12 protein-coding genes are annotated in these 15,133 nt (G+C 44.7%); 1 reads left to right on the top strand and 11 read right to left on the bottom strand.

Going from position 1 to position 15,133, the window contains the following annotated elements; all coding sequences use genetic code 11:
* Window positions 1-46: 46 nt before the first annotated feature.
* A complete protein-coding gene (locus EC604_RS08270; protein WP_123063696.1) occupies window positions 47-1,051 on the bottom strand; it encodes an aldo/keto reductase in 1,005 nt (334 codons plus the stop codon).
* A gap of 213 nt (window positions 1,052-1,264) precedes the next feature.
* Here EC604_RS08270 and EC604_RS08275 point away from each other — a divergent pair, with 213 nt between their 5' ends.
* Entirely contained in the window at window positions 1,265-2,101 is an 837-nt protein-coding gene (locus tag EC604_RS08275) for an AraC family transcriptional regulator (protein WP_123063697.1), read from the top strand.
* Between the two features lie 46 nt (window positions 2,102-2,147).
* On the opposite strand, the gene EC604_RS08280 is transcribed toward EC604_RS08275, so the two are convergent.
* The 10 genes from EC604_RS08280 to EC604_RS08325 form a co-directional block, all read right to left on the bottom strand.
* Entirely contained in the window at window positions 2,148-2,546 is a 399-nt protein-coding gene (locus EC604_RS08280) for an Asp23/Gls24 family envelope stress response protein (protein ID WP_123063698.1), read from the bottom strand.
* Window positions 2,547-2,825: 279 nt separating this feature from the next.
* Window positions 2,826-3,923: an AI-2E family transporter gene (locus EC604_RS08285; RefSeq protein WP_192895072.1), complete on the bottom strand. Its 1,098-nt coding sequence runs from the start codon at window positions 3,921-3,923 to the stop codon at window positions 2,826-2,828.
* A gap of 237 nt (window positions 3,924-4,160) precedes the next feature.
* Window positions 4,161-6,125 (bottom strand): FtsX-like permease family protein, encoded by a 1,965-nt coding sequence (locus EC604_RS08290; protein WP_123063700.1) that lies wholly within the window; start codon window positions 6,123-6,125, stop codon window positions 4,161-4,163.
* On the bottom strand, window positions 6,100-6,870 hold the full coding sequence (locus EC604_RS08295; protein WP_123063701.1) for an ABC transporter ATP-binding protein: 771 nt from the start codon (window positions 6,868-6,870) through the stop codon (window positions 6,100-6,102). Before EC604_RS08295 ends, EC604_RS08290 begins: the two co-directional genes overlap by 26 nt.
* A 274-nt stretch (window positions 6,871-7,144) precedes the next feature.
* Window positions 7,145-8,128: a sensor histidine kinase gene (locus EC604_RS08300; protein WP_192895073.1), complete on the bottom strand. Its 984-nt coding sequence runs from the start codon at window positions 8,126-8,128 to the stop codon at window positions 7,145-7,147.
* On the bottom strand, window positions 8,125-8,829 hold the full coding sequence (locus tag EC604_RS08305; protein ID WP_123063703.1) for a response regulator transcription factor: 705 nt from the start codon (window positions 8,827-8,829) through the stop codon (window positions 8,125-8,127). Before EC604_RS08305 ends, EC604_RS08300 begins: the two co-directional genes overlap by 4 nt.
* A gap of 75 nt (window positions 8,830-8,904) precedes the next feature.
* A complete protein-coding gene (gene nagZ, locus EC604_RS08310) occupies window positions 8,905-10,242 on the bottom strand; it encodes a beta-N-acetylhexosaminidase (protein WP_240036725.1) in 1,338 nt (445 codons plus the stop codon).
* A gap of 656 nt (window positions 10,243-10,898) precedes the next feature.
* A complete protein-coding gene (locus tag EC604_RS08315; RefSeq protein ID WP_123063704.1) occupies window positions 10,899-12,002 on the bottom strand; it encodes an NADH:flavin oxidoreductase in 1,104 nt (367 codons plus the stop codon).
* A gap of 323 nt (window positions 12,003-12,325) precedes the next feature.
* Window positions 12,326-13,639: a hypothetical protein gene (locus tag EC604_RS08320; protein ID WP_123063705.1), complete on the bottom strand. Its 1,314-nt coding sequence runs from the start codon at window positions 13,637-13,639 to the stop codon at window positions 12,326-12,328.
* 171 nt (window positions 13,640-13,810) lie between these two features.
* The gene (locus EC604_RS08325; protein WP_123063706.1) at window positions 13,811-14,860 is read right to left on the bottom strand and encodes a 2,3-butanediol dehydrogenase; all 1,050 of its coding nucleotides are present in this window, start codon (window positions 14,858-14,860) and stop codon (window positions 13,811-13,813) included.
* Window positions 14,861-15,133: the final 273 nt, after the last annotated feature.

Genomic DNA, 15,133 nt, shown 5'->3' on the forward strand with positions numbered 1-15,133 from the left:
TATAGAGAAAAGGTACTCAATATAAAATATTATCTATACAAGACGTTTACCAAGGGATGTTGCCGATGCCGTCCAAAATCGTATCCATCTCACTCAGGTCTGCAGCTGTTAATTCAGGAGCATTGAGCGCAGCAACATTTTCTTCAATCTGCGATACTCGGCTGGCTCCGATCAATGCAGACGTTACACGGTTACCACGTAATACCCAGTTGAGTGCAAGCTGTGAAATCGTCTGTCCTCGTCGTTCTGCCACGGCTTGCAGCGCTTCAAATTTCGCGATACGTTCGTCGGTATAAGATTCTTTTTTCAGATTTCCTGTAGGATTCGCCCGTTCCGCTTTGATTTTGTCCACGTATTTGTTCGTCAACTGACCTCGACCGAGTGGGCAAAACGCGATAGAACCTACACCTTGCTCGCCCAGCACATCTTGCAAACCATCTTCGATCCAGCGGTTCAGCATGGAATAGTTCGGCTGGTGAACGAGACAAGGTGTTCCGAGCCGGCGCAGCATGGTCACTGCTTCTTGCGTCTGTTGTGCATTATAGTTGGACAAGCCCACATATAACGCTTTTCCTTGCCTTACGATGTGATCCAGCGCTGTCATCGTTTCTTCCAATGGCGTGTCTGGATCTGGACGATGGTGATAGAAAATATCTACATAATCCAATCCCATTCGGCGCAAGCTCTGGTCGAGACTGGCAATCAAATTTTTACGGGAACCCCACTCGCCGTAAGGGCCGCTCCACATATGATACCCCGCCTTAGAAGAGATCAACAGCTCATCCCGGTAAGGACGCAGATGTTTGTGGTAGATCACCCCAAAGTTCTCTTCTGCTGACCCTGGGGGCGGCCCATAATTATTCGCCAGGTCGAAATGGTTAATACCGAGATCAAACGCACGTAAAATCATTTCTTCTTGAATATCGAGCGTGCGATTGCCGCCAAAATTCTGCCATAATCCCAGCGCAATCTGTGGCAGCTTAATGCCGGATTTTCCTGAGCGAGAATAGCTCATATCATCATAACGTTGTTCATTTGCAATATAAGGCATCGTTCATTCACTCTTTTCTGTAAAGTTGGTTAAGCAAGACCGTTAACACTCTTTTATCTTAGTCATTTTTCTGCATAAACGATATGGTTTATCACTACATTGATATGTAAAAATGATTGTTATATTTATACTCACACTTTAATTTATATATCATATATATCTTCATATATGTTAAAATGCATGAATCAACTGATTCACATAGGAGTGAACGCAATGATTACGTATATGTTCAAAAACACGCATTTTCAGGAGTTGCAGCTCCTTCATTATGGTACGGAAGCCTGCACACCTGGGCACCACTTCGGTCCAGCAATGAGAGATTACTATAAAATTCATTATGTTCTGAACGGCAAAGGCACGTTTGAAGTTGCAGGGAAGACCTACCATCTACAAAAGGGCCAAGGTTTCCTGATCGTGCCCCATTCGGTGGTACATTATAAGGCTGATCAAGATGATCCTTGGGAGTATAGCTGGGTTGCATTTCAGGGCACGCACAGTGCTTCCTTTTTACATCAAGCCTCTTTATCGGAACAACACCCCATTTTTGATCTCGGTGACGAAGACGACGAGATGCGCTCCTGTCTGCACCGCATCGTTCACTCTCGCACGACTCATAAAGGCTGGGAGATTAGTATGACCGGATGGCTGTATCAATTCTTTGCGATTCTGATCGATCATGCGCATGACGAAAACGCGCAGCCCACCGCAGATTATGGCAAAGAAGCTTATGTGACCCAGGTGATTGATTTTATCGAGATGAACTATGCCAACAACATTACAGTACAGTCCATCGCCTCTCACATCGGCTTGCAGCGAAGTTATCTGTGTTCCCTCTTTAAAGATCAGATCGGAAGCAGCATTCAATCTTATCTCGTCCATTATCGTATGCGCAGAGCAGCCGAGCTGACGCTTGATCTTAACCTGAGTATCGGGGATATTGCCCGTTCCGTGGGATATACAGACCAGCTTCTTTTCTCCAAAATGTTCAAAAAAGTGGTGGGTGAAGCTCCCACTTACTATCGCAAACACAAAACAGCACCTCCCTCATGATCCCATGTGTAGGAAGGTGCTTACCTAATTAATAAGATTATACGATTTACACGTTCTCAGGCATGGCAATGCCGACAACCTGTACTTTAACTTCTTTGACGATTACACCTGCCATCTGCTCCACAGCTTGCTGTACATTATGTTGCAGTTCCTGGCAGACCTCGTGCATCTTGCGGCCATACTGCACATTAATACGCAACTGAATCGATGCTTCATCATTTTGAATATGAATGTCAATTCCTTTTTGAAGACTTTTGCCGCTGATGCTCTTGGCAAGCCCTTCCGTCAGGCCAACTGACATCGAAGACACTCCTGGAGTGGTTTGTGCGGCCATGCCAACAATTTTGGACACAACATCATTAGAAATATGGATTGTTCCAAGTTGCACCGCTGGAGGCGCAATATATTCTGCTTCCGTTACACTTTTTTCAATCATTTCAGACATAAGTTCCTCTCCTTATGATCTTTTTTTGTTGTTCTAAGTATGGATGTTATCCCTTCTATTCTACCATGGTTTACGAGCAGTTACATTTCTGCCCTATGAGTAGCTCTCCTAAGGATTCTAGGGCGTGTCTCGAAACCTACTGAAGTGCATCTTTTACCCCCTTTTCGCCCCCTGCTACGTCACTTCCCCTTGAAGTGCCCCGGCACGCCTGCGGGAAACTTCCTTGCTTGGAACGAAAATTCGGCAAAATCTGCTTTCTTCAGCGTTTTCAGATACGCCCTAAGCATTCTGCCATTTCTCTTTGAAAAACATCTGATAGATTCGAACCAGCAATATTTTCACAATCATATAGACGGGAATAATAACAAGGATACCAATGATTCCACCGAGGTCTCCAGCACCAAGCACCAGAATAATCGTCGTCAGCGGGTGGATATCCAGCTTTTTGCCGAATACGTACGGAGCAACAAGATTATCCTGGATCTGTTGCGATACGAGAATGATTACAAGTGACCAGATGGCAACCGACGGCGATACAACCAGACCCATAATGACGATGGGAATGGAAGAAACAATCGCTCCGATAAACGGTATAAAGTTCAGGATGACTGCGACCACCGTCAACAGCAGTGCGTACGGAAGGCCGATTAACAGAAAGCCAATATACATGAGTACACCAAGAGCCAGGTTGACGAGCACTCTGCCTACGATAAACCCACTCAAAGCCTGATCAATCTCCAGCACCACTTCACGGCTGTCTTTCTGGAATCGTTTAGGGGCAATCTTCACCAATTTGCGTCCAAACAGCTTGTCCTGCTTCAGCATGTAAAAAAGAATGATCGGGAACGTAAACAGAATGATTGCAAAGCTGGAAATTAACGAAATGAAGCCACTCACATAGTTGGTTACAAACGTAAATCCCTTATTCACATACTCTGTAACCTGCGATAATGGTGTGGAGTCGTTCGGAAACAACGCCTGAATCGCACCATTCTGCTCCAAATCTTTTAATTGCAGACTAAGTGCGTTCAATAGATTAGGCGCATTCTCGACCAGGTTCACCAGTTGCTCTCGCAAAGAAGGCCACAACCCCACGATAAACGCCACACCCAGCATAATAGCCACAACGTAGATTAGCAGAATACTTAGCGTTCGATTCAAATATTTTAATTTCTCCAAATAACCCACGAGCGGCCGCAACAAGTAATAAAAAAATACGGACAGCATCATTGGTACGGTAATCACCGTAATCATTGTGACAAGCGGCTGAAAGATAAAGCTCACACGGGATAATAAATAGATATTAACCAATACTAGGGCCAGTGCAATACTGAACCGGACAAATGAATTACCTTTAAACAATAGATTTCCCTCCATATCGCCGTTCTTCTGCTTTGAATTTTTCTTTTCTCTCTATATTATTATTACTATATATCAAGTCCCTTCATTTCTGCTAATCCTTCTATCTTAAATCTTTCTTAACTAAAAAAAGAAAACCCTGACCTACCGGCCAAGGCTGATAAAACGCAGTGAAATGTATAAGGTGGAATACTAATTCTGTCATCGGAGTCCGTGTGTAAATTTCAAAGCAACTAATACAAGGTGAGCTTGTTTTTACACGAGCTTCGAATACATATGACGCAGATAACGCCAGCGCACCAGTGCAAAGAATACGACCTGCATCGAGACAAACACCATGAAGATACGAAGACTGTGTTCCAGAACAGAAAACTGAACCAGCTGATAGAGTGCCGCAAATGCCACCGAGCTGTGAATCAAAGCCACCAGAAGCGGAAGGAAAAACATCAACACGAGCTGTCTTGTTACGATTTTGCGAAGTTCGGGGCGGCTGAGTCCCATTTTCCCAATCATCCGATACTGTGCCTCGTCTCGCTCCAGATCTGCATACAGCCTGAAATACGTGAAGCTCGCCGCGAAGGTGAAGAACACAATACCGATCAATCCGCTGACGATGAGAATAATGCCATTGGTTTGTTTATTATTCAGCCAATCTACGACAAGAGAAGTGAACTGAACATATCCCTTCTCCGGACGGTCTTTCTGAATCGTATCCAGCAATTCCGGAGCAAAGCTGCGCGTCGACATCCAGTCTTTTACCACAAAAAACGTCGTCTGATCGGAGTAAAAATCAATATCCATCTTAATCTCTGCAATGTATGCTTCTCGAATCTTGGAATACAGGTCATCAGAAACAACGTAGACGCCCGCCTCACCATCCATCGGAAACACGATATCGGTTGCCGGTGGCAACATCTGCATTTGTAAATGCTGCTGTTCACCAACATACAAGTCAGCGGAGTATGGGTAACTGTCCTCTTTCGTATCTAACAGTTTATTACGCGCACTTATATTGGGTGCTGTATTAAACGCCAGATCATTACGGTCCAGCACCCGTTCTTCATAGCCAAGCGCTTTGGCAAGACGGTTATAATCACTCAGTTTTACGATGTAGTTGTTATTGTTCTCATAAAGTGGCTGATAACTACCTTTCACATATGGAACTTCGCGATTAACCAGCGTCTCTTCAATTTTTCGGATCTGACGATCAACAACCGCTGAATCCGTAAAGCCTGAATTCGTATAGGTAAAAGCATATGGATTCGTCATGGAAGACAGCCTTGGATCACCTATAGTCAGCATGCTGCCAATGCCTGTAAACGCGGAAGCAGAGATAACACTGACCATAAAAAACATCACGGCATTATCTTTCATACGATAGGTAAGCTCGGACAGGAAGAGCAGATTGGTTTTACGTAAAAATAACCCTTCATTCTTTTTCAGTGCCCGAATGACATACACGCTAAGCTGCGTAAACAATAGATACGTACCTGCAATAACACTTAGCACGCTGCCAAAAAGCAAAGGGAAAATATACGAACCCCAAGCAAAAATAAATACGCCGGTATATCCTCCACCAATCAATACTACTGAGAGCAGCGACAGCAAACGCGACGCCTTAGGTTCAGGCTTCGGTTTCTCCTCCGATTTCACGAGATCAATCAGCGTTCCCTTACGGATCAACAACGACGACGATAGAGCAATAACCACAAAGAGCAACAGAAATGCTCCAGCTGTTAAGAGAATTCCTTTGAGTGGAAAATAAAATTTCAGACTGTTCTCCACCGCAAGCATGGAACCGCAAATGAGCAAAACTAATTTACCAAATATGAGTCCAAGTCCGATACCCGCCACGATGGAAGCTAGGCCGATACACATATTTTCCATAAATAAAAGTCGGTTCATCTGTTTCCGAGTCATGCCGATGATCAGGAAGATACCAAATTCCTTCTTCCGAGTCTTCAGAAAGGAACCGACCGAATACAGTAGAAACAGAAAAGAGAATATGAAAATTATGATTTCGGCAATCATCAGACCCTGGTTAGCAAGCACCGTCACCGTTTGGGAAGAACCTTTCAAACCATCTTTTAAATCCGGATGAAACAACAGCAACGCATAGATAAAAAAGATCATCACGGAGAACGTACTGCTTAGAAAATGAGCCAGATAAATCCGTTTGTTTCGAACAACGTTATTAATGGCGAACTGGCGAAAATTCATGTCCAGAGCCTCCCATCAGGGATAATACGTTAATAATTTTCTGATAAAAGGCCGCCCGATTATCACCGTAATGAATTTCGTTGTATAACTTGCCATCTTTGATGAAAACGACCCTGCTACAATAGCTGGCCGCAACAGCATCGTGGGTTACGAGCAACATCGTCGCCTGATCCTCTCGATTGCGCTGTTCAAGAATCTCCATCACATCCTTGGCAGCCTTGGAATCCAGATTACCTGTCGGCTCATCCGCCAGAATCAGCTTGGGAGAATGGATTAACGCTCGAGCGATCGCTGTACGCTGCGCCTGACCTCCCGATATTTCATACGTGCGTTTGTTTAAAATTCCTTCAATGCCTAATTTGTTTGCAAGCTCTACTACTCGCGCATTCATCTCCCGAACGGAAATACCGTCTAATGTTAATGGGAGTACGATATTTTCCTTCACCGTCAGTGTGTTAAGCAAGTTGAAAGATTGAAAGACAAAGCCCAGTTCTCTGCGCCGGAATAAAGCCAGCTGATCCGAATCCAGATCAAATGGGTTCTGACCCGCGATCCGTAACTCACCTGATGTCGGATGATCAATGGTTGAAATCATGTTGAGCAGCGTTGTTTTGCCACTACCGGACGGTCCCATAATGCCCACAAACTCTCCTTCTTGAATACTAAGGTCAATGCCTGACAACGCTTCATAGGATACAATCCCTTTATAAATTTTGCTGATCTGTTTGACGGAGCATATCTCCATACGTACAACTCCTTTAACGATTAACGTCTAATTTTAACTTCTTCGTACTCAACTTCTTAGCTAACCTTCTGACTACAGTCTACCCGAAACCCCACTCATTCTCCTATGGGTTAACCTTTCACCAACATGACAATATTGTAAGGTTTCGTACCCTTCCAAGATCGCAAGAAAAAAACGCCTCCTCCCAGTATGGTAAAAGGCGTCGTTATCATTCACACTTAATTCATATTCAACTTCATATATAAATTCAGGTTCGATTATTATTTTCCTGCATTCAAACCGAAAAGGTAATTCGGACTGTCGTTCCTTCACCATGCACCGATTCAAGTTCAATCTGATGATTCATACGTGTCAGCACTTCCTTCGCGATGTACAGCCCCATGCCAGTAGATTCCTTAAAATGTCTTCCGTTCTCCCCGGTGAAAAAGGGTCTAAACACCCGGTTCAGGTCCGATTTGGGTATGCCAATCCCATGATCCTCAACTTCCAGTACAATCTTATGTTCCGCTTCGTAGGCGCGCACATGCACTTTCTGTCCACTGCCCGCGGCATACTTGATGGCATTGGATAACAGCTGTACGAGCACAAATCGAACCCACTTTGCATCGGATTGCACCACTAGCGAAGCATCAATTTGCATCTCGGGATACACATGGTTACGAATGAAAAATCGTTTCAACTCATGAATCGCTTCTTCACCTACCGCTCGGAGTTCAACCGGCTCAACGCTGAAGTCCTGCTCGAAGGTATCTAGCCTTGCGACATATAGAACCGTTTCCAACCCCCGTCGCATCTGATCTGCTTCCTCACGAATACTGCGAAATCGAGCATCATCGTCCTCCTGCTCTTCCACAGTCAGCTCAATGACAGATAACGGTGTTTTCATCTGATGCACCCACTGGTTCATAAACGTAAGATACTCCTGCTGTTTTTGTTCGAGCCGGCTCAGATGCGCGTGATATTGACCGTACTGGGAATCCAGCAGTTTTTCCAAAGAGGCTGATAACGGTGCTGTCTCATGTAGTGCTACCAATTCATTAAGCGAATACACTGGCTGTGTCATCCGGTTGTAAAAGGCTCGATGTGACAAGTAACGATACACCAGATAACCAGTATACAAAAACAAGCCCAGTCCTGCGGCATATAGCGCGGTCTTCCAATGATCGTATCCATCGTACCAAAATACAGCAACCACGGTGAACATGATCGCAAACACCCAGCATGTCAGAGCGATATGTTCTCGGATAAACAGCTTCATAATGAGGGGGCTACTTTCCAGTTATTAATCAGCCTGTATCCGGAGCCTCTCACCGTTTCCAGCGCATCGGTAATACCCAGTTCGGCAAGACGTTTGCGTACCCGCGTGATATTAACGCTAAGGGTGTTATCATCCACAAACGAGTCATCCCATAACTTCTCCAAAATGGTTTCCCGACTGACCAGCTTTGGACTGCGACGCATCAGCGTTTCCAGTAGAATGGTTTCCTTTTTGGTAAGCTGTACTTTCTGATCGCCGAGTTCGATCTCGAGCCTTTCCAAGTACACCACGAGTCCGTCCAGTTCGACCTTACGTTCCTCATCTCGGGCAGCATAATCTCCATACACCCGGCGCAGCTGACTCCGAATTTTAGCCATAACAATCTCATGTTCGAACGGCTTGGTAATATAATCATCGGCCCCGTTCTCCAGCGCCATGACCTGATCCATCTTGCCACTCCTCGCGGAAATAAACAGGATCGGACATGTCGATATCGTCCGAATCTGTCTGCACCAGTAAAACCCGTCATAGCTCGGCAAGTTGATATCCAGTAATACAACATGAGGCTGGAGTTGCTTGAATTGTTCCGTCACCTGCTCAAAGTCTTCGACGAATACAGCTCGGTCCCCATAGCGCTCGATATGTGATTTCAGTAGTCCCGCAATTTTGGGATCATCTTCGATAATCATAATGGTATACATCAAAAGCTCTCTCCTCTAACCTGTTATGATGGCAAATTCCCCTCTATCCATAGCCAAATCATAACACAGGATAGATTAGCGGGCATCGATTTGCTTGCGCCAGCTTCGAATATCTGCGTTTAACTGCTTAACATCTCCAGTGGCCTCTTGGTCGTCAGACAACTTGAAATGCTGTTTCAATGCCAGAATACGATACACACTCTCATCAATACGGGACTCCTTGATTTTGCCCGACTTGACTGCGTTAATTAATGTATCAAAAATCGTTTTGGCACTCTCATAACTATGAGCCACCAGCAAAATATCACTTCCGGCCTGAACCGTTGCGATTGCAGCCTCGTTCAATGGGTAGTTTTTCGAGATCGCTCCCATGCTCAGATCATCGGTAATCACTACACCGTCATACTTGAACTTTCCTCTTAGATGATCCCCGATGATTACTTTCGACAGAGATGCTGGGTAATCGGGGTCCAGCTTGGGAAACAAAATATGGGCAACCATTACCGCTTCCGCCTGTTCTTTCACGGCCGCCTGAAATGGAATCCACTCCAGCGCTGCAAGCTGTTTCTCCGATTTGTTCACCACAGGCAAGTCCAGATGAGAATCGACGGAAGTATCGCCATGCCCAGGGAAATGTTTTACTACCGGAATAACTCCTTCACTGCGGAGCCCCTTCATCTCGGCGATCCCCATACGTGTCACCAGGTCAGCATTAGAACCGAAGGATCGATCCCCGATGACTGGATTTTTCGGATTACTGTTAATATCCAGCACCGGTGCAAAATCAACATTAAAACCGGCAAGCTTGATCTGTCTCGCTAGCAAAGCTCCCATCTTCTCAGCAAGCTTGGTATCATCGGTTTTGCCTACTTTTCGATTGGAAGGAATGGACTCAACCGAGTCTGGCATCCGACTTACCTTGCCACCCTCTTGATCGACACTCATCAAGATGGGCACCGGGTTTTGCTGATTCGCCTTTTTAATCGATTGCACAAAAGCAGCCGTTCCCTGAAGTGTCGTTACGTTGTTGGCGTAGAAAATAATGCCGCCGATCTTCTGGCCCGCAATCATCTGTTTCGCCTGATCATCTAGCGTTGTTCCCTGCACACCAGCAAGAATCATCTGCCCCACTTTTTCTTCCAGCGTTAGTTGCTGAAGCTGTTCCTTTACTAGGTCAGTCTCTTCCGCTGGTGTGTCATCCTGAGGTTCTTCTTGTACTTCATCTTGAGGAGGAGTGGCGTTATTCCCAGAAGGTGAATGATTTTGGTTCGCTTCTGTTCCATTATTGTTATCTGTTGCAGTTGAAGGCTTTGGGGGTTGTCCACATGCGGCCAGTAACAGGCTCAGAGCAACAATCACAGACAGCATCAGTACGAATCTGAACTGCCGATTGAAGCGCAGGTTTGTATTCATGTTCAAGGATGTTCTTCCTCCCTATATCTTATCTGTTCTGGAAATTTTGGAGTTCGTTCAGGCCTAACCTTACCATAAGGTAAATGATTTTCAAAATAGGTCTTATATAGGTTGAACTAAAGATTTTACACGGCCCACTCCGATGACAGAATAACCTGGAGAGTAGCGGTTATCCCCAGATTTTTTAGATTCCCTTTTCCAAAGGGGAAAATCCGGTGATAAAGGCGAAGCCTATGCTTCCGATGTAGCTTTCTTTCAGAAAGCTTTCAGCTCCGCTTTTTCAGGTTTTTTCTGTCCTCTCCGTTTTTGTGTAAAAGAATAGTTCAACTTATATAGATGTGAAAAGTATTCTTGCTCCTTGGATCTGGATGTGGCATAAATAGCTTTTTAACAGTGCGCGGACGTTAACGTAATGGATATGTTCTGAGTAAATGCGGATTTCTGTTTTCTATTGTGAATTTTTCATATAATGAAATATTTATTAATCGAAGATTGTGGGTATTAAGTTTGATGTTCAAGAGGATGGTTATTAGAAAAATAAAAAACCGCCCTGCGGCGGCTCTGCTGTTGATTTTAAACTCCTTTTTATCCCGTTGTTATGGATGTAATCACATATTAAGTATTCCTATTTCGAATTTTTCATATAATGAAATTTTTTAGTGTAATTTGGATAAAACTTCACTTGTAAAAGGAATGATATCAGCATTATGACCTTCTTTCACTTTAAGCGGCCATTCCGGATCACTCAGTAGCACACGTCCCAGTGCAATGAGATCAAATTCCCCATTCTCCATCTTATCATTCAGCAAATCAAGATGCGCATCTCCTGTTTCTTGCTTTTCACTGCCACGTTCAACAAACTCTGCCTCTAAACCTACTGAACCAACCGAAATCGCGGGTTTGCCTGTTATTTTCTGGGTCCAGCCCGCAAGATTGAGATCAGAACCTTCAAATTCCGGCAACCAGAAGCGGCGTGTGGAACAATGGAAAATATCTACCCCCGCTGCGCTGAGCGGTTCCAAAAACTGTTTCAGCTCCTCTGGCGATTCGACCAGTCTTGCCTCGTAACTGCCCATTTTCCATTGCGAGAAACGAAGAACAATTGGAAAGTCAGGTCCCACTGCAGCACGGCAAGCTTCGATCACTTCGACTGCAAACTGTGTTCGGCGTACTAAATCTCCACCATACTTGTCAGATCTACGATTCGTCTGCGCCCAGAAAAATTGATCAATTAAATATCCATGCGCACCATGCAACTCAATTCCATCAAAACCGATACGTTTCGCATCAGCCGCTGCTTGAGCATAGGCTTGTATAAGCTCTTGGATCTCCTCTTCCGTTAATGGTTCGTAAGCCGCTTCACCAGCCATACTGATTCCGGACGGACTAACCGGGTGAGCCTCTGCATTAGGTAAATCTCCAGAGCGCCTTGCAGTGCCAACGTGCCAGAGCTGAGGCATTATTTTCCCGCCAGCATCGTGAACAGCCTTGACCACATTCGCCCATCCTTGCAGTGCTTCTTCACCATAAAAAAGTGGAATGTTCTCACCACTTACTGAGGAGGGATGGTTTATCCCTGTGCCTTCTGTAATAATAAGTCCCACGCCGCCAGCCGCTCTAAGGCGGTAATAGTCAGCCACATCGGGCCCTGGCACACCGCTCGGTGAAAATCCCCGCGTCATCGGTGCCATAACAATTCGATTGGGCAAGGTAAGTTTGTCAGATGTAAACGGTTTAAACAATGATAAAGGTATGTTCATGATTTAGTCTCCTTTGCAATGTGAAGTATACATTTCGCACTTACCTTGAGATGTGACATGCTTTTGATACATTAAGCAGTGGTCTACGCCTGTAGACTGTCATGAATATTTCTCTTTATCCATTTTATAGATTCTTATTTTTATTTTCAAACAAATTTCTCACACGAAACTGAACCACAAAAAAAAAGAACAGCTTCGGAAGAGCCGCTGTCCGTTGACCTGGGTGCTGCAGATTGTCTGCACGATGAATATCATCAGCACATCGCCGGGTCACCAACAATGTGGATGCAGCATAGTATATAATCCATAATCTTCCTTCTATTTTAATTCGAATTCACGGGAATATCCACTCGATTTACTCGTAATAGTTTTCCAGATGAGGGGGATAGAACATCAGGGTCTGTACCTAATCCAAAATAAAAATCGCCATCAAGCTCCTCAAATGACTTGGCATACGTGTCCTGTGTGAAGCGTAAGATTTCATTCCATGTTGTCAGATCATTGGTTTGATAGACTCTGCTCACGTAGACATTGGCCTGCTTGCGAGTGTACGTTAACACATAAACTTTATCATCACGCACAAGTAGGTCTGTTGGCAACGCATTCGCATCTGCCAGATTGACACGACTCGCCTGGTTGATATCCGTCATCACATTCAAAGACTTCGGCAACAGTTGACTATCATTGAAGACACCGCCAGCAATGTACACCAGCTTATTGTTAAAATTAATATTTTTACCGATTTTGTTATACGGAACTGTACCTTGTTGATAGGTTAACCCAGGTAACATTTTGCTGCCGTAGACGGCTACATCTCTTTTTTCCAAACGCTCATTAATCTCCAGTATATTCGTTTTGTCATTCCATATTTTATTGGCGGGGTACATCATTCCGGAGGCATACAATTTCCCCTTGATTTCAAACAGGGTATAAGCTCTAAAGCCAAATGTGTTGATCGTTGCATACTGCTGCCAACTTTGCCCATCATTATGTGAGATTAAGACGGTCGGCTTGGTTTCTGTGCCAAGTGCAGCAAACAGCTTGCCTTGATAATATGCGAGATCATAGACATGAACACCCTTGGGCAGATTGCGATATTTGGTCCACACCCCTTCATCTAAGCGGTAAAAGTTGCCAAAGTCCCAGCTTTCACCATCGGAGTCATGACCAGGGATATACAGTTTTCCATTTAAAACCTTATAGAGATCAATCTGTTCTTCATCCACGTACATTTTTGTCGAGGGTATAATGCTCGGATTACTGTTCGTCACCGCCTGTGTCTCAAACTTGGCATTCGCTGCATCATAGTATACGACAGGGATCGGTCCCGCATTTTGTGCAGGTCCCGTATTGCTGCTGTTTCCATGACCTAAATAAATTTTACCGTTGTATAGTTGCATGTCCCATACGTTGTTGGCATAAGGTGATTTGTTAAAAGCCCTCCCTAATAATTCCAGTTTGCTTGTCACATCAACGGATTGGAGCGGGGCATTTGACACTTGCACATCCCCTCGCTCTGTAGCCGCAGGTCTTATAGCCGGTGTGTTCGTCTTGGGTTTGGGGTTCCCCATGAGCATCCAGCCTGCTCCGGCGATAAGAGCCAGCCCAATCGCTGCCCAGGTTGCTTTCCTTTGCATATCCGCATCCTCCTTCAACATAATCACTTTAAATACGTTCAAAAAAGATACAAATTGTATCTTTTTATAGTATGTAAAAGGTGCGTACACTGCAACAAATTTCGCCCTTTTCAGCAAAAAAAGTAGACGCTCGTATCCGAAGATATGAGGTCTACTATAAGAATTGAAGAACTATTCTGCCTTAACCAAAATTTTCACCTGATTTTTTTCTTTAAGCAGTGCTTCAAAACCGTGTTCTACAACCTCATCCAGTACAATTCGTTTGGTCACTAGCTTCTCGGCCGGGAAAAATCCTTTCTCCATCAAACGGATGACAGCCGGGAACACATCGCGATAACCGATGATGCCGTTCACTGTTCGCTCTTTCATCACAATGGAGTTTGGTTGCATTGGCGCCTCTTGTTCAAAAATGCTTACAATCATCAGTTCGCCACCAATACGTGTTGAGTCAATCGCTTGTTGCAACACACGAGGCACACCTGTTACTTCGTAGGCTACATCGACTCCCCCTTGCGTACGCTGGTGAATCTCTTCAACCACTTGAACCTCGGTTGGGTCAATCACAATGGCACCAAGCTCTTTCGCTTTTGCTTTACGCTCCGGTGACAGCTCCACAACATAAATATCGGATGCTCCGGATGCCTTGAGCGCTTCAATCACCAGCAGTCCAATTGGGCCTGCACCAAATACCGCTGCCGTATCCCCAACGTTCAGTTTACTCTGGCGTACAGCGTGCAGAGCTACTGCAGAAGGTTCAACCAGAGCGCCCTGCTCATAGGAAATGGAATCGGGAATGGCATGAACCATCTTCTCGTCTGCTGTTACATACTCGGAGAATCCCCCTCCACCCCCGGCCAGACCTAAAAATCCCATCTTGTCACACAAATTGTATCTGCCCTGTTTACAAGCTTCGCAATGACCACATGCATAAATCGGCTCTACAACCACACGATCACCGGCCTGAAAACGAGTCACCCCTTCACCCACTTCAACCACTTGTCCGGAAAACTCATGCCCCATAACCACAGGTGCTTTTTCCCCTGTTAGCGGATGCGGATCCTGAGCAGGGATAAAAATCGGCCCAGCTGTGTATTCATGTAGATCGCTGCCACAGATCCCGCACCATTCCACTTTTATTTTCACTTTACCCTGTTCAATCTGAGGTTCAGAAATATGTTCCAGACGAAGATCTTTGACACCGTGCCAACGCAATGCTTTCATTTCATTCATCTCCCAAATAATTGATTCGTATAATATCGGAAACGTTTCCGTAAATTAAATATGTCACATTTGAGATACCCTGTCAAACATATTTCTCCATAAATATGTCAATCTCGTGAGTAAATTCGTCGATTAATCTGCTGTTTTGCGCTGATATGGAGAATAAACAATTTAGTTCTTCTAAGATTTCGTTTATTCTTGATGATAAATTAGAAAATTAAACATAAAAATGCATAAACTTACATCATTTTCAGTTTGTTGACGGGCTACTGG

Origin of the sequence: Paenibacillus amylolyticus (assembly GCF_003719335.1) — a bacterium.
GTDB classification, from domain to species: Bacteria; Bacillota; Bacilli; order Paenibacillales; family Paenibacillaceae; genus Paenibacillus; species Paenibacillus amylolyticus_D.

Bases quoted from the DNA above. Each gene is read 5' to 3' on its own strand.
- EC604_RS08270 (WP_123063696.1), bottom strand. From the start codon at position 1,051: ATGCCTTATATTGCAAATGAACAACGTTATGATGATATGAGCTATTCT.
- EC604_RS08275 (WP_123063697.1), top strand. From the start codon at position 1,265: ATGATTACGTATATGTTCAAAAACACGCATTTTCAGGAGTTGCAGCTC.
- EC604_RS08280 (WP_123063698.1), bottom strand. From the start codon at position 2,546: ATGTCTGAAATGATTGAAAAAAGTGTAACGGAAGCAGAATATATTGCG.
- EC604_RS08285 (WP_192895072.1), bottom strand. From the start codon at position 3,923: ATGGAGGGAAATCTATTGTTTAAAGGTAATTCATTTGTCCGGTTCAGT.
- EC604_RS08290 (WP_123063700.1), bottom strand. From the start codon at position 6,125: ATGAATTTTCGCCAGTTCGCCATTAATAACGTTGTTCGAAACAAACGG.
- EC604_RS08295 (WP_123063701.1), bottom strand. From the start codon at position 6,870: ATGGAGATATGCTCCGTCAAACAGATCAGCAAAATTTATAAAGGGATT.
- EC604_RS08300 (WP_192895073.1), bottom strand. From the start codon at position 8,128: ATGAAGCTGTTTATCCGAGAACATATCGCTCTGACATGCTGGGTGTTT.
- EC604_RS08305 (WP_123063703.1), bottom strand. From the start codon at position 8,829: ATGTATACCATTATGATTATCGAAGATGATCCCAAAATTGCGGGACTA.
- nagZ (WP_240036725.1), bottom strand. From the start codon at position 10,242: ATGAATACAAACCTGCGCTTCAATCGGCAGTTCAGATTCGTACTGATG.
- EC604_RS08315 (WP_123063704.1), bottom strand. From the start codon at position 12,002: ATGAACATACCTTTATCATTGTTTAAACCGTTTACATCTGACAAACTT.
- EC604_RS08320 (WP_123063705.1), bottom strand. From the start codon at position 13,639: ATGCAAAGGAAAGCAACCTGGGCAGCGATTGGGCTGGCTCTTATCGCC.
- EC604_RS08325 (WP_123063706.1), bottom strand. From the start codon at position 14,860: ATGAAAGCATTGCGTTGGCACGGTGTCAAAGATCTTCGTCTGGAACAT.